Source organism: Pseudoclavibacter sp. JAI123 (assembly GCF_013409665.1).
In the GTDB taxonomy this organism is placed as follows: Bacteria; Actinomycetota; Actinomycetes; order Actinomycetales; family Microbacteriaceae; genus Pseudoclavibacter.
Window position 1 is genome coordinate 1,025,347 of sequence record NZ_JACCCM010000001.1, and the last position, 15,146, is coordinate 1,040,492.

Sequence of the window (15,146 nt, forward strand, 5' to 3'; positions counted from 1 at the left end):
TCCGTTCGCGATGTAGACGGTGTTGACGCCGGGCTTGAAGGTGGACTTCGAGATGGCGACGGAGGTTTGGTAGCGGTCGTCACCGGCAAGGCGAGTGGTGGTTGCCTTGGTGTGAGTGCGGAGCTGGTTGGCGACGTCGGTGGTGACGGCGTTGTTGCCGCCGAGGATGACGATGTTCTTGGGCTTGAGCCTCGTGAGTTCGGTTTTGATGACGTCGGGGAGGCTGTTGCCGGGGATGAGGAGGACGGGGCCGTTGTTGGCTCCGGCGACGGGTGCTCCGGAGAGGGCGTCGGGGAAGTTGGTTCCGTTCGCGATGTAGACGGTGTTGACGCCGGGCTTGAAGGTGGACTTCGAGATGGCGACGGAGGTTTGGTAGCGGTCGTCACCGGCAAGGCGAGTCGTGGCGCCCGGAACTGCTGGAGTCGACGTTGGCTTCGGAGTCGCAGTCGCCGTGGGCGTTGGCTTCGGAGTTGATGTTGCGGAGGGAGTTGGCTTCGGAGTATCCGTAACGACCGGTCCGTAGGTGACCGTGAGCGTATGTGGGTAGCTAGCGGGTGGGCCGAAGGAGCCTGAGTTGCCGAGGTTGTCGCGCAGGGGGTAGAGACTGACATCCCAGGCGCCGGGTGCTGACCCTGCGGGGATCGTGACGGTTCGCTCGTAGGTGCCGTCAAAGCTGGAGCCGGAGATGAGCGACATCTGCCCGAACCCGGCGGACTGGCCGGAGTCGTGCGACAGCGTGATGTACGGCGCTTGTGCCCCGGAAGGATCGGAGATTCTCGTGGTCACCTTGACTGTCGCGGACGACTTCGAGACATCTACGGTCTTCGGGGTGAAGTCAAACGAGTGCAGCGTGGGAGGCGAAACATCGCTCGGCCCGTTCGAGACGGTTAGCGTTTGTGGGTAGCTAGCGGGTGGGCCGAAGGAGCCTGAGTTGCCGAGGTTGTCGCGCAGGGGGTAGAGACTGACATCCCAGGCGCCGGGTGCTGACCCTGCGGGGATCGTGACGGTTCGCTCGTAGGTGCCGTCAAAGCTGGAGCCGGAGATGAGCGACATCTGCCCGAACCCGGCGGACTGGCCGGAGTCGTGCGACAGCGTGATGTACGGCGCTTGTGCCCCTGAAGGATCGGAGATTCTTGTGGTCACCTTGACTGTCGCGGACGACTTCGAGACATCTACGGTCTTTGGGGTGAAGTCAAACGCGTGAAGCGTCGGAGGCGAAACATCAGGAGCCGCTGATGCCACGGGGGAGAGGCCAACGACGGCGAGGGAAGCGAGAGCGAGGCTCCCGACCGCCTTAATCAAGAAAGCGCGCACAAGTACCTAACTTCGTTGGAGGTTCAGAACAGAGTTACGTTACTTGTTGGTGGCCACCAGGCGCTCACCTGGATATGTCCGGGTAATCGCGCGCGATCGATGGCTGGCCTCACTCGCGAGCAGTTCACCTGACTCATCCGCCAAAGCCGCTATTCTCGAGGCGTCCATTCGCCCCGAGCGGTGATTCGAGGATCCCCCACCCCGGAAGAGGTCGCATGTCCGCTGTTACGAAAGGCGCACGTCGAGTTCTGAATGCTCTGCGGCAAGTCGGCCCACGAGAGGTCGTTCCGCAACGTCGGGAAACTCCCGAGCCAGTCAACGAACCGACGACTGGGGACACCGTCGCGCTTCTGGAAGAGGCCGGTGAGCGCATCCGGCTCGATGTGCTGCGACAGCTGGATCAGAGTCGCGCTTACCAGCCATTCGTCGGTGAGGCTTCAGTCGAGCACCTTCCGATCATCATGTGTCTGTGGGATCGACGGGAGCGTTTCGAGGAGATCCTCCGGATGGTCGACGGCGTGGATGCCCCGCGGCCGTTGCGCCTGATCCTCTGGAACAACAACGAGGCAGACAGCACCTACTACCGCGAGCGACTTGAGGCCTTCACTCCTGAAGGTGCCATCGCTTCCATCGAGTTCCACTCCAGCTCGAAGAACATCCGCGGAATCGCGCGCTTCCTGGCCGTCGTTGATCTCGATCAGCAGGGTTACAGGGGGCCGATCGTCACGCTCGACGACGACCAGATCGTGCAACCCGACTTCGTGACACGGCTACTTCAGGGGTACGAGCCGCAGACGGTCAGTGGCTACTGGGCTTGGAGCTCAAGGCTCGACGACTATGGCGCGCGGCGCCAGCCTCCGGTCGGTGAGATCGCGAACTACGTCGGAACCGGCGGTGCCATCTTCGACAGTCAGATCGTGCGAGATCGGACGTACTTCACGTCCATCCCCCGCAACGGCGTGCTGATCGAGGATGTCTGGATGACGCGGTGGGCTCAGTCTCGCGGGTGGCGCACCTTCCGCGCAGACATAAATGTTCACATGGTCGAGGACGGCAGGAATCAGTTCAGCGCACTGATCCCGATCAAGATGAAGTTTTGGTTAGAGCTGCAAGAGAGATTCCCCGTGGAAGCTTCCGAATTCCAAGGGTAGGCCGCTCGATTTTCTCGCTCCGGTAGAAGATTTAGAGTGCGAAGAGCCGGGTAATGCATGGGTGGGGTGGGTCATCCAGGTTCTCCTTGACGTGAATCACAGTCGATTCTTGTGATTCTCCTGACGCTCCCAGTGCATTCTTTCCCATTGGCGAGCAATGCGTTTATTGCTACAGGCTTCGACTTCCCCGACGGGCTTGCGGGGGCGGCTGCGGCAGGCAAGCGGGCCATGTCCCTTTACTTTTCTCAGGGGCGCTGAGTGCCTCCGACTGCTCTTGCCGACCTGGGACGGTTGAAGATCGCTGCGCCTTCCAAAGGGACGCTGATCGGTGGACTATATGCATTGAATGCCAACGTTGAGAAGCTCGGTCGGTGTTAGTGCGACTGAGCTGACTGGGTCCCAGGTGTAGCCCGAGTGCTGGGCGTGCCTGGGGTCTAGGTCCCAGCCAGGGTGAGGCGGCGATCGACAGTGGCAGGCTCGCCCCTCCCACCGAACTCCCTCCACATCCACGCCACACTCTGGCCATCGCGGCAAGCGCGCGGTGAACTGGACCCATGCCTAAGACAACGCGCGTGATCAGCGTCTCGATCCCTGTCTCCGATGTGGATGCGGCGCTCGCCTTCTACACGGACGTGCTCGGCTGCGAGCTCGTCATGGACGTCGAAGCGTGGCCGGGCGCCCGCTACGTCGAGGTTCTTCCGCCGGGTTCCAGCGTGGGCATCGTGCTGCTCCCGCACAACAGCGAGATCCCCATCGCCGTGCGCCTCGGCACCACCGACGCGCAGGAGGCGCACGACCGCATCCGGGCGAGCGGCGTCGAACTCCACAACGACGAAGTGCTGCGCTGGGAGGGCGTCGAGCCGATGTTCTCGTTCACAGACCCAGACGGCAACGGGCTCGTCTACCTGGAGGACTCAAGCGATCAGACGCCGGGGGAGTAGGGATGGGCAACGGCACGCGAAGCGACCGAGCAGCGCGAACAGCCCGAAGCCCCCGCACCCGCAGCACCCGCCGCACCGCGCGCATCCTCGTGCTCGTCGCCGCCGCGATCGGCCTCGTGCACGCCGCCTTCAGCGCCTACTGGGCGCTCGGCGGAACGTGGCTGCTGTCGACCATCGGGGCGATCGCCGTCGAGTTCTCGAGGCGCGAACCATTGGAGTCTGGCCTCATGCTGGGCGCTGTCGCCCTCGTGAAGGCCCTCGCCGCGCTCATCCCCGTCGCCGTCGACGCGCAGCGGATGCCGTGGCCGAGAACCTGGCGCGCCATCTGCTGGGTGGGTGGCGGCGGCATCGTGCTCTACGGACTCGTCAACATCGTCGCGAGCGGCGCGGTGCTGCTCGGCATCCTCGTCCCGGACGGCGGCTACGACCGCGACGCCATGATCGGCCACGCGCTCCTCTGGGACCCGCTCTTCCTGGTCTGGGGCCTCGCGCTCACGGGCTGGCTCTGGCTCACGAGGCCCGCGCCAGCAAGTGGCCCCGAGAGCCGAACAAACGCCGTCAAATAAACTCGACCCCATGCGCGTGCTGCTCTGCGAAGACGACGACCAGTTGGCAAGGGGGCTGAGCCGCGCCCTCAAGCACGCCGGGCACCGGGTCACTCGCGCCGCCGACATCGCCGAAGCGCTCGCGTGCATCCGCGACGAAGTGCCAGAACTGGCCCTCGTGGACATGTCCCTCCCCGATGGCCTCGGCACGCAGATCATCTCGAGGCTCCGCCAGCATCCGGCCGTGGGCATCATCGTCGTCAGCGCGCACGGCCGCGAACAGGACCGCATCGCGGGCCTCCGCGCCGGCGCCGACGACTACGTGACCAAACCGTTCAGCGTCGCCGAACTCCTCGCACGCATCGACGGCCTCGCCCGCCGCACCCGCGAGATCCGCCGCTACACCGGCACCCCGGACCCGACCACCATCGAGCTCGGGATGCTCAGCCTCGACACCGAAGCGCGGACCGTCACGATCGGCGCACGGGCGGCCGGTGGCGCGGACACGACCCACACGACCCACGCGCTCACGCAGAAGGAGTTCGAAATCCTCAGGCTCCTCGCGTCGCGGGCAGGCCAGCCGGTGACGCGCGAGGACCTCCTCGACCGCGTCTGGGAGAGCACCGTCGAGACCGGCACCCGCTCGCTCGACACCCACATGGCCACCCTGCGCGCGAAGCTCGGCGGCAGCCTCACCATCACGACCCTGCGTGGCATCGGCTACAGCCTGGCGGCACCCGCCGACCCGGAAGACCCCACCTGATGCACCGGCGACTCGTGCTCTGCGCCATCCCACTGCTCGTGCTGCTGCTCATCACGATCGCCGTACCCACCGCCATCACGATCGCCGACCGCCACAGCGCCGAGCTCACCAACGACCGCCTCAACGACGCCGCGCGCTTCTCGACCGCCGCCTACACGGCCATCGGCAACGACCCCGTCCGCCTGCAGGCCGAACTCGACGACTACGCCTCCCTCTTCGACACCCCCACCTGGCTCCTCAACCGCGACGGTCAGATCATCCACTCCGCCGGCCTGCCCTACGAGGTCGACGCCGCCGACCGTGCCCTCGTCGACGCCGCCCTCTCCGGCCAGTCGCCCGACATCACCACGAAGGTGTGGCCGTGGGGCCCCGACCGGCTCACGATCGTCGCCCCCGTCGGCCGCGACTCGCAGGTCGTCGGCGCCCTCGTCTTCGACGTGCCCACCGAGACGGCGCGCGCCACCATCCTCAACGAGTGGCTCATCCTGGGCACCGCGATCCTCGTGCCCGGCGTCGTCGCGTTCTGGCTGCTCTGGCCCATGTCACGCTGGATCCTCCGCCCCGTGAACGAACTCGAGCGCTCCGTCGGCGCCGTCGCCCGCGGCGACCTCGATGCGAAAGCCGGAACCGACGCGGGCCCCAGCGAACTGCGCCTCCTCGCCTCCACCTTCAACTCCATGGTCGGCACCGTCTCCGCCACCGTCACGAGGCAGCAGGAGTTCGTGTCGGACGCATCCCACCAGCTCCGCACGCCCCTCGCATCCGCCCGCATCTCGGTCGAGAACCTCGAGCCGTACCTCCGCGACGACGCCGAAGCCCGAGAAGTGCACGCCGAAGCCATCGAGACTATCGACCGCATGACCGGCACCGTCGCGGGCCTGCTCGACGCCACCCAGTTTCAGAGCCGTCCGCCGCGCATCACCGCCGTCGGCGACGCCCTCGCGGGGGCCGCGTTCCGGTGGGCGGATGCGGGCGCCCGCGTCGGCATCGACGTGCAGACCGTGCACCTGCAGGGGGAGACGCTCGAGGTGCAGGAGCCGGCCGGCGGACTCGACGCCGTGGTGAGCGAGCTCGTCGCCAACGCCATCAAGCTCTCCGGCGGCACCGAGGTGCGCGTCGCCGGCAGACCCGACCTCGGCTCCGGCAGCTACGTCATCACCGTCGACGACAACGGCACCGGACTCGCCCCGGACGACCGGCGGCACGCCACGCAGCGGTTCTGGCGCTCACCCCGCACCAGCAACCTGCCGGGCACGGGGCTCGGCCTCAGCATCGTCGCGCAAGCGCTGCGCGACATCGGTGGCCGGCTCACGCTCGCGGATGCGCCGGGCGGGGGCCTCCGCGTCGAAGCCGCCGTGCCCCTCGCGGGCGCGGCGTAGACCGCGGCCGCTGTCGGTGTGTTCGCCGGCACCGGCGCACGGCCTCCTACGGCTTGTTCGCGGGAACCAGCCCGCGGTCTCCTACGGCTTGTTCGCCCGGAACCAGCCCGCGGCCCCCGGATGCAGGGCGATCGGCGTCGTGCCAGCCCCGGTCCTCGGGTTGACCTGTCCCGCCTCCGGCCGCACATGGGACAGCGCGTCCGCGTTGCTGAACAGACAGTCCGTGAGGAAGTCCGCGAGCGCATCCGCCATGCCAGGCCGCACCGCGAGCACCGTCGGCACCGCGAGCGTCGTCGCCGACTGCAGGCCCTCGTACATCGTCGACGGGATCGTGACGGGGAAGTAGACCAGCGAGAAGCGGTTGATGAGCTGCTCCGCATTCACACCGAGGTCGATGAAGCGCACCCGCTGACCGGCGCCGATGTCGCTGATCGCCGGCGTCGGCATGCCCGTGAGGCTCGCCGCCGCCTCGACCGCACCGCCCGCGAGCGCCGCCACCGAGTCGGCCTGCGAGAGGCTCACGTAGTTCGCCTCGACGCCCAGCTCGGTCAGGATCGCCGACGTCGTGAAGCGGGTGCCAGACAGCTCGAGTCCGCCCGCGATGGTCTTCCCCTGCAGGCCGCGCAGGTCGGTGATGTCCGAGTCCTCCGGCACCACGAGGTGCAGCACCGAGTCGAAGACGCGCGCGAGCGCGACGATCTCACCCTCGAAGTCCGCCGCGACATCGACGTTGACGAGCGCCGCATCCACCTCACCGGCGCTCAGCAGCTGCGCGTTCTCGAGCGACGAGGCGGAGTCGCGCACCCGCATCTCGCCGGCCGGCCACGAGGCGTTGACCGCGTCGGCGTAGGCCGCCCCGATCTCCCGAAACACCGCACCCTCGGGCCCAGTCGCAAGCGTCAGCACCTGCCCGGCCGGCTTCGGCGACGCGCACGCCGCGAGCGCCAGCGACGACAGCGTGGCGACCGCACCGCCGAGGAACGCGCGCCGCGAGAAGCCGCCATCACCCAGGGGAAACCCCTGGCCCTCCGGTGACGTCAGCACCATTCGACCCTAACAAGCCGGCCCCGCGCGAGGCCGGAGACCAATGTCAAGAACACCTTAAGGATGCGCCGAAGCGGTGGCCGCGCATCCACCCCCTCGCCACCCTTGAACGCACGAACGTCACCGACGACGCACACGCTGGAGTTCAAAGGAGAACACCGTGACCAACGACTCGAGCCCCCGCAAGGGCAAAGCGGTCAACGCCGCCACGCGACCACCCGAAGCCCCCGCCAGGAAGAAGAAGCCGTTCTGGCACCACCTCTACGTATGGGTGCTCGTCGGAATCGCGCTCGGCGTCGCAGTCGGCCTCATCTTCCCGGCCTTCGCCTCCGAGCTGCGGTGGCTCGCGACGCTCTTCATCAACCTCGTGAAGGTCGTCATCGCGCCGACCATCTTCGCCACCGTCGTCGTCGGCATCGCCGGCCTCGGCAACCTCGCGAAAGCCGGCGGCCTCGCCCTGCGCACCGCCGTCTACTTCAACATCACCACCGTCGTCGCCCTCGGACTCGGCCTCATCGCCATCAACGTCTTCCAGCCGGGCGCCGGCCTCAACTACGACGTCGCCAGCTTCGACGGCTCGGCCGCCGACGCCACCATCGCCGACGCGGGCGACGCCGGCGGAGAAGGCCTCCCCGGGTTCATCCTGGCCCTCATCCCGACGTCCTTCGCATCCGCATTCGTCGACGGACAGCTCCTCCAGGTGCTGCTCCTCGCCATCCTCACGGCCATCGCCATCGCAATGCTCGGCAAGCGCGGCGAGAAGGTCGTGCGCGCCATGGACTCCCTCGCGAAGGTCATGTTCGGCATCATCAAGCTCGTCATGTGGGTCGCCCCCATCGGCGCGTTCGGCGGCATCGCCTTCACGATCGGCATGCACGGCGCCGAGATCCTCGGCAACCTCGCCTACTTCATGGGCTCCTTCTGGCTGACCTGCCTCATCTTCATCTTCCTGGTGCTCGGCCCCATCTGCCACTGGGCCGGTTTCAGCATCTTCAAGTACATCCGCTACATCAAGGACGAGCTGCTCATCGTGCTCGGCACCTCCTCGTCCGAGACGGTGCTGCCGCGCATGATGACGAAGCTCGAAGCCGCCGGCGTCCCCAAGCACGTCGTCGGCCTCACCATCCCCACCGGCTACTCCTTCAACCTCGACGGCACCGCCATCTACATGTCGATGGGCGCCATCTTCATCGCCCAGGCATTCGGTGTGGATGTGCCGATCGGCACGCAGATCGCGCTCCTCGCCTTCATGCTCATCTCCTCCAACGGAGCCGCCGGCGTCTCCGGTGCCGGACTCGTGACGCTCGCCGCATCCATCGCCGCGTTCGACCACATCATTCCCATGGTCGGCCTCGCGCTCATCGTCGGCATCGACCGCTTCATGTCGGAGGGCCGCGCGCTCACCAACCTGACCGGAAACGGCATCGGCACGCTCGTCATCGCCCGCTGGACGAAAGCCCTCGACCGAGACCGGCTGCAGGAAGTGCTCGACAACCCGAACGACGTCGACGTCGAGCACCTCATGAGCCTCGACGGGGAAGACGAAGCCGAAGCGCGGACCGAGAGCGAGGACAACCTCGAGCTCGCCACCGACAGCATCGACCGGAAGACCGAGTTCGCGGTCGACGGGCCAGGGACGAACCGAGCCGACGCTGCCGGAGCTGATGGCACGGACGGGTCTCAAGCGCGTCGGGCCCCGTCGAACGAGTCGAGCTCGCGCGGCTGAGTCCGCGGCCCCACCCCTGACCAACTTCAGTGCTCATCGAGCCGATTCCGGAGCCGAGCGCCCCGAGACGACGCTTCGGGCACTGAAGTTGGTCAGCGGTGTCTCCAGCCCGCGGTGTCTCGCCGCTGTGTCGCGGACATAGGCGACTGGGGCTCGGGGTGGCTGTTGAGCCACCTCGGGCCCCAGTTCTGCCTCCACCTCTGACCAACTTCCGTGATGATTCGCCCGGTATTGGCGCTTAACGCGTCGAATCGGCCATTTGATCACTGGAGTAGGTCAGCGGTGTCTCGGCGCCTCGAACGTCGGCGACCGGGCCTCGAGCTCACGGCGCAGCGGTTCCGCCGGACCGTCGCTCCGGGACCGCTGTCCAACATCAGTGCTGAATGGGCGGTTCTCGGCGAATGAATCGTGTCATCGGTCGAATCTGCACTGATGTTGGACAGAGCTGCCGCAGACCCGCAGACCGGGCCGCTCCGTCGCCGGGCCAGACGAAAGAGACGCCCGCCGCCAGCTGATGCTGGTGGCGGGCGCCTTTGAGCTGCAGAAGCGCTGGTTGCCTTACGCGCTCGGCGCTCCGAGCTCTCGCGAGATGCGGTCGGCCGCTGCGATGGCGGCGGGCGCGAGTTCCTCGATGGTGTGCCCGGGGTACTCGAGCTCGATCGACGACACGGAGAGTCCGTGCGTCACAGCGCCCGTGTGGTCGCGGATGGGTGCCGACACGCACACGGTGCCGCTCTCGTTCTCGCCGAGGTCGGTCGCGTAGCCGCGAGCCCGCACGCGTGCTAGCTCCTCGTGCAGTGCGTCGAGGTCGGTGATCGTGAGGTCGGTGCGTCGGGGGAGACCCATGCGCTCTGCGAGTGCGTCGACCCGTTCGGGTGCCCAGTCGGCGAGCACGACCTTGCCCATGCCGGAGCTGTGCATGGGCACGGCGAGCCCGACGCGGGACCGCATGCGGTACGGCTTGGCGGCGTCTCGGCGGATGACGTAGACCATCTCCGAGTCGGTCGCGACGCCCACGTGGATGGTGCAGTCGACCTCGGCCGCGAGCTCTTCGACGAGGGGAGCTGCGACGCTGGAGATGTCGACGCTCGCGAGCGCGCGGCCGGACAGCGCGAGCAGGGTCGGGCCGGCCCGGTATCCCTGCTCCGCGCCGCCGCCGAGGTACTCCTGTGCGACGAGGGTGGCGAGGATGCGGTGCACGGTCGCCTTCGCGAGCCCGGCCTCCGCGACGATGTCGGTGAACCGCGGATGCGCGAGTGCCGCCGCGAGCACGCGGAGCGTCTTCTCGCTGGCCCCTGCAGATGGTGCGGGGGAGCGGTCCACGTCGTCCATGATGACCATCCTCGTCGTCTCCGTCATCACCGCATGTCGGTGATCGGCACAGAGTCCATGTCGTCGAACGACTGGTTCTCGCCGGCCATCGCCCACACGAACGAGTAGCTTGAGGATCCTACTCCGGAGTGCAGGGACCAGCTCGGGGAGAGGACGACGTCGCCGTTCGCGACCATGAGGTGGCGGGTTTCCTTGGGGTCGCCCATGAGGTGCACGACGCGCTGGTCGTCGTCGAGGTCGAAGTAGTGGTAGACCTCGGTGCGGCGGTCGTGGGTGTGGGCGGGCATGGTGTTCCACATGCTGCCGGCGTGCAGGCTGGTGACGCCCATGACGATCTGGCAGCTCTTGACGCCGTTCTCGTGGATGCACTGGCGAAGCGTGCGGCGGTTGGAGGTGACCTGGTCGCCGAGTTCGCGGATCGTGCCCTCTTCTGGGGTGACGAGCGTGTTCGGGTAAGCGGTGTGGGCGGGTGCGCTGAAGCCGTAGAACTTGGCGGGGTCGGCGGCGTCGGCGCTTTCGAAGGTGACGTCGACGGTGCCGCGGCCGAGGTACAGGACGGCGGTCTTGGCGAGCTCGTAGCGTTCGCCGTCGGCGACGATGGCGCCGGTGCCGCCGGTGTTGACGAAGCCGATCTCGCGGCGGTCGAGGAAGTTCTCGCTGCGCAGCTCGTCGACGGTCTCGAGCTTGAGGGGCGCGTCGACGGGGACGGCGCCGACGGTGACGACGCGGTCGAAGTGCGTCGAGACGATGCGGATCTCACCGGGGGTGAGGAGCTGCTCGACGAGGTAGCGGTCGCGGAGTCCCTGCTGGTCGAGGGTGGGGATGTCTTCCGGGCGGCCCGGACGGTACTGCTGTGACAAGGGGATGCCTTTCGCTTGCGGTTGAGGTCAGGGGGTGTCTGGCGAGTGGCGGTCGGGTCAGAGGAGACCGAAGACGCCTGGCAGCCAGAGGGACAGCTGCGGGACGAACACGACGAGCGTGAGCACGACGAGCAGCGCGACGAGGAACGGGAGGAGTCGCACGATGACCGGCTCGAGTCTGACGCCCGCGACTTGCGCGCCGACGAACAGGACCGGCGCCGATGGCGGCGAGATCACACCGATCGACAGGTTCATGACCATCATGATGCCGAAGTGCACCGGGTCGACGCCGTAGGACATCGCGATGGGCAGGAAGATCGGCGTGAAGATCAGGATCGCCGGGGTCGGGTCGAGCGGGATGCCGATGACGATGAGCACGATCATCATGATGAGCAGCACGACGACCTTGGAGTCGGTCCACCCGAATAGCGAGTCCGCGAGGAGCTGCGGGAGGCGCGCGTAGGTCATGACGAAGCCCATGATCGACGACACGGCGATCAGGAAGATCACGATGGAGCTCGTGCGCGCCGACTCGAAGAGCAGCCGCGGCAGGTCCTTCACCGAGACGGTGCGGTAGATGAAGGACAGGATGAGCGAGTACACGACGGCGACGGCGGAGCCCTCGGTTGGCGTGAAGAAGCCGGCGACGATGCCGCCGATGGCGACGACGATGAGGCCGAGCGCTGGCAGCGCCTTGAGGAACGTGGCCGTGATGATGCCGAACTTCGGCCACGGCTTGCCGCGCAGTTCCGGGTGCTTGCGGGCGTAGAAGAACACGACGACCGCGCAGGCCAGGGCCCACAGGAAGCCGGGGATGTACCCGGCGATGAAGAGCGCGCCGACCGACGTGCCACCCGCGGCGAGCGAGTAGATGATGAGCGTGTTGCTCGGCGGGATGATCATGCCGGCTGGGGCGGATGCGACGTTGACGGCGGTCGTGAAGGCCGGGTCGTAGCCGTCCTTCTTCTGCATGGGCGCCATGGTGGCGCCGACTGCGGACGCCGTGGCGACGGCCGAGCCGGAGACGGTGCCGAAGATGGCGTTCGCGATGACGTTGGTCTGCGCGAGCGGCGCCGGCATCTTCCCGACGAGCACGCGCGCCAGGTTGATGAGCCGTTCCGCGATGCCGCCGTTGTTCATGATCACGCCGGCGAGCACGAAGAACGGGATCGCGAGCAGCGCGAACGAGTTGGCCCCGCGGAACATCTGCTGGGCGCTGGTGATGGCTCCGTTGTCGAAGCCGAGGATGAGCAGCATGCAGACCGCCGACGGCAGGCCGATGCTGATGGAGACTGGGGCGCCGAGTGCCAGCAGCAGGACGAGCCCGCCGACCAGCACCAGCGCGATGATGCCTGCCTCGATCATATGGATGCCGCCTCAGGGTCTTCGTGGGCGCGGCTCCTGGCTGCGTAGCCGGGTCCGAGCGTTCGCCCGATGTGCAGGATGAGATAGAGCGCGAGGAGCACTCCGGCGATGGGCATGGCCAGGTAGAGCTGGCCCTGCGTCAGCGGGAGGATGGGGTTGGCCTGCTCCCAGGCGAGGGTCGCCTGCTTGCCGCCGCCGTAGATGAGCGCGTAGACCACGAACGCGAGCGTCGAGAGGTACGCGATGACATCCGCGCCCCGCTGGATGCGCACGGGGAGGCGCTCGACGACGAAGTCCATGACCACATCCGCTTTCTGGCCTGTGGCCACGGCGATGCCGATGAAGCTGACCCAGACGAACGTGAAGCGGGCTGCTTCTTCCGTCCAGGTGCTCGGCGCTCCGAGCACGAGGCGCGTGAAGACCTGCCAGACGACGAGGACGAGCAGCACCGCGAACAGCGCGATGACGATCGTGCTCAGGAAGCGGTTCAGCCAGCGCTCAGCTGCGGCGACGGCATTCTTCACGGGCTAGCTCCTCGCTGCTTCGATCGCGTCGTAGATGGCCTGCGTGCGCTCGTTCGTGACGCGCTCCTTGTGGAGCGGCAGCGTGGCTTCGCGGAACGTCTCGACGTCGACCTCGTTGAACTGGGCGCCGGCTTCCTCGGCGTCGGCCTTGGCGACCTCGACGGCCTCGGCGAACAGCTCGAGCTCACGGTCGGCGCTCGAGAGGAGGAGCTCCGACATGGTGGCCTGCACCTCTGGGTCGATGCCGTCCCAGACGGTGGTGCCCGCGATGAGGTAGTCCGGCATCATGAGGTGCTGGGTCTGCGAGTAGAACTGGGCGATCTCGTCGTGCGAGAGGCTCGAGTAGATGAGCTCGTTGTTCTCGGCTCCGTCGAGCACGCCCGACTGGATCGCGGTGAAGACCTCGCCCTGGGCCATCGGCGTGCCGACGCCGCCCATGAGCTCCATCATCTTGACGTTCGTGTCGGAGCCGATGACGCGGATCTTCTGCCCGGCGAGGTCGGCCGGCGTCTCGACGGCGCCCTTGCTGGAGTACACGTTGCGCACACCGCCGTGGTAGGCGGCGAGCACCTTGATGCTGTCGTCTTCGACTGCCGAGTAGAGGTCGCCCATGATGGCGTCGTCGTTGAGGACGGCCATCTGGTGCTCGGGGGAGTCGTAGAGGTAGGGCAGGTTGACGACCGAGAAGTCGGTCTCGAAGTTCTCGAGCAGCGAGCCGGCGACCATGGCGAAGTCGATGGTGCCTGACTGGACCTGTTCGATGGTGGATGCCTGGTCGCCGAGCACCTCGTCGGTGTAGAGGTCGAGGGAGAAGCGTCCGTCGGTCGCCTCGTACAGCTCGTCCGAGAATTCGAGCAGCGCCTGTGCCTGCGGGTGCTCGACGGTCTGGTTGAAGGCGACTCGGAAGGCCTTCTCGCTGCCGACTGCTTCGCCGACTCCTGGCTCTGCGCCGCTGTCGGCCCCGCCGGTTCCGTCTCCGGAGCAGGCGCTGAGCGCGAGTGCTGCGATGGCGACGCCTGCGAGCGCGCCGATCTTGGTGATTCGCATGGTTTCTCCTCGTTGAGTACTGGCGGCGCTTGCCTTCGCGCTTGCCACGACCGCTATAGTAGCCAGATGAAACCGAGTTCCGCCAGTCGGACCTCGCAACGGAAACAAGTTTCACCGAGCAAGGGAGCACGGGCGTGAGAGCAGCGCAGTACAGCGGCGAGCACCGCATCGTCGTCAACGAGGTCGAGGCGCCAGCGCCGGCCAGCGGCGAAGTCCAGATCCGGGTCGCCTACACGGGCATCTGCGGCACCGACCTGCACGTGCTGCACGGGTCGATGGATGCGCGCGTCGACGTCCCGCAGGCCATCGGCCACGAGATGAGCGGCACCGTCGAGTCCGTCGGCGCCGACGTCACCGCGTTCGCCGCCGGAGACAAGGTCACCGTCATGCCGCTCGACTGGTGCGGCGCCTGCCCCGCCTGCAAGGCCGGCAACTCCCACGTCTGCCAGAACCTGAACTTCGTCGGCATCGACTCGCCCGGCTCGCTGCAGGAACTGTGGAACGTGCGCGAGGACCTCGTCGTCCCGCTGCCGGCATCCCTCTCGCTCGAGCACGCCGCCCTCGTCGAGCCGCTCGCCGTCGCCTGCCACGACGTCTCGCGCTCGCGCCTCACCGAAGGCGAGACGGCCGTCATCATCGGCGGCGGCCCCATCGGCCAGCTCATCGCACTCGTCGCCGCCGCGACCGGCGCCGTCGTCTACGTCATCGAGCCGAACCCCGAGCGCCGCGCGCTCGCGCAACGCCTCGGCGCCCGCACGATCGACCCGACCACGAGCGACGCGGTCGCGATCATCGAGGAAGCGACCGGCTCCGCCGGCGCCGACGTCGTCTTCGAGGTCGCCGGCGTCGCCGTCACCGCCCTCACCGCCGTCGACTACGCGAAGGTCCGCGGACGCGTCGTGCTCGTCGCCATCCACCCCAACCCGGTGCCCATCAACCTCCACCGCGTTTTCTGGCGCGAGCTCGAGCTCATCGGCGCCCGCGTCTACGTGCGCGCCGACTTCGAGCGGGCCATCGAGCTGCTCGCATCCGGCGCCGTCCCCGCCGACGAGCTCATCACGAGCGTCGTCGGGCTGAGCGAGACCCAGTCGGCCTTCGACCAGCTGTCTGGCGCCGCCGCCATGAAGATCCTCGTCAACGTCCAGGAAGGCTAAC

General features: G+C 67.4%; 14 protein-coding genes. 7 read left to right on the plus strand and 7 right to left on the minus strand.

The annotated features are described in order from the left end of the window. On the minus strand, positions 1 to 1,143 hold a 1,143-nt coding region (locus HDC34_RS04905), incomplete at its 3' end, for a cell wall-binding repeat-containing protein (protein WP_179556081.1). A gap of 386 nt (positions 1,144 to 1,529) precedes the next feature. On the opposite strand from HDC34_RS04905, the gene HDC34_RS04910 reads away from it, so the two are divergent. From HDC34_RS04910 to HDC34_RS04930, 5 genes are all read left to right on the plus strand, one after another. Beyond that, entirely contained in the window at positions 1,530 to 2,465 is a 936-nt protein-coding gene (locus HDC34_RS04910) for a hypothetical protein (RefSeq protein WP_179556082.1), read from the plus strand. A gap of 554 nt (positions 2,466 to 3,019) precedes the next feature. Continuing rightward, on the plus strand, positions 3,020 to 3,406 hold the full coding sequence (locus tag HDC34_RS04915) for a VOC family protein (RefSeq protein ID WP_179556083.1): 387 nt from the start codon (positions 3,020 to 3,022) through the stop codon (positions 3,404 to 3,406). A 2-nt stretch (positions 3,407 to 3,408) separates the two neighbouring features. Next, a complete protein-coding gene (locus tag HDC34_RS04920; RefSeq protein ID WP_179556084.1) occupies positions 3,409 to 3,972 on the plus strand; it encodes a DUF3995 domain-containing protein in 564 nt (187 codons plus the stop codon). A gap of 10 nt (positions 3,973 to 3,982) precedes the next feature. Continuing rightward, positions 3,983 to 4,714 (plus strand): response regulator transcription factor, encoded by a 732-nt coding sequence (locus HDC34_RS04925; RefSeq protein WP_179556085.1) that lies wholly within the window; start codon positions 3,983 to 3,985, stop codon positions 4,712 to 4,714. Beyond that, a complete protein-coding gene (locus HDC34_RS04930; protein WP_179556086.1) occupies positions 4,714 to 6,093 on the plus strand; it encodes a HAMP domain-containing sensor histidine kinase in 1,380 nt (459 codons plus the stop codon). Before HDC34_RS04925 ends, HDC34_RS04930 begins: the two co-directional genes overlap by 1 nt. An 81-nt stretch (positions 6,094 to 6,174) precedes the next feature. Here the strand turns inward: HDC34_RS04930 and HDC34_RS04935 are convergent, their stop codons facing one another. After that, positions 6,175 to 7,140: a TAXI family TRAP transporter solute-binding subunit gene (locus tag HDC34_RS04935; RefSeq protein WP_179556087.1), complete on the minus strand. Its 966-nt coding sequence runs from the start codon at positions 7,138 to 7,140 to the stop codon at positions 6,175 to 6,177. Positions 7,141 to 7,297: 157 nt separating this feature from the next. Between HDC34_RS04935 and dctA the strand changes: the two genes are divergently transcribed. Further along, complete coding sequence (gene dctA, locus HDC34_RS04940; RefSeq protein WP_179556088.1) at positions 7,298 to 8,863, plus strand: C4-dicarboxylate transporter DctA; 1,566 nt, start codon at positions 7,298 to 7,300, stop codon at positions 8,861 to 8,863. Positions 8,864 to 9,421: 558 nt separating this feature from the next. Here dctA and HDC34_RS04945 read toward each other — a convergent pair. Genes HDC34_RS04945 through HDC34_RS04965 form a run of 5 tightly spaced genes read right to left on the minus strand, consistent with a single transcriptional unit; the run spans position 9,422 to position 13,991 of the window. Then, entirely contained in the window at positions 9,422 to 10,195 is a 774-nt protein-coding gene (locus tag HDC34_RS04945; protein WP_179556089.1) for an IclR family transcriptional regulator, read from the minus strand. Between the two features lie 26 nt (positions 10,196 to 10,221). After that, a complete protein-coding gene (kduI, locus tag HDC34_RS04950; protein WP_179556090.1) occupies positions 10,222 to 11,055 on the minus strand; it encodes a 5-dehydro-4-deoxy-D-glucuronate isomerase in 834 nt (277 codons plus the stop codon). 57 nt (positions 11,056 to 11,112) lie between these two features. After that, positions 11,113 to 12,420 carry a TRAP transporter large permease gene (locus HDC34_RS04955; protein WP_179556091.1) on the minus strand — a complete coding sequence of 436 codons (1,308 nt, stop codon included), beginning with the start codon at positions 12,418 to 12,420 and terminating at the stop codon, positions 11,113 to 11,115. After that, on the minus strand, positions 12,417 to 12,944 hold the full coding sequence (locus HDC34_RS04960) for a TRAP transporter small permease (protein ID WP_179556092.1): 528 nt from the start codon (positions 12,942 to 12,944) through the stop codon (positions 12,417 to 12,419). Before HDC34_RS04960 ends, HDC34_RS04955 begins: the two co-directional genes overlap by 4 nt. Before the next feature lie 3 nt (positions 12,945 to 12,947). Next, on the minus strand, positions 12,948 to 13,991 hold the full coding sequence (locus HDC34_RS04965) for a TRAP transporter substrate-binding protein (protein WP_179556093.1): 1,044 nt from the start codon (positions 13,989 to 13,991) through the stop codon (positions 12,948 to 12,950). A 134-nt stretch (positions 13,992 to 14,125) separates the two neighbouring features. Between HDC34_RS04965 and HDC34_RS18150 the strand changes: the two genes are divergently transcribed. Beyond that, positions 14,126 to 15,145, plus strand: a complete 1,020-nt coding sequence (locus tag HDC34_RS18150; protein ID WP_179556094.1) for an alcohol dehydrogenase catalytic domain-containing protein — start codon at positions 14,126 to 14,128, stop codon at positions 15,143 to 15,145. The last annotated feature ends 1 nt before the right edge of the window (position 15,146 follow it).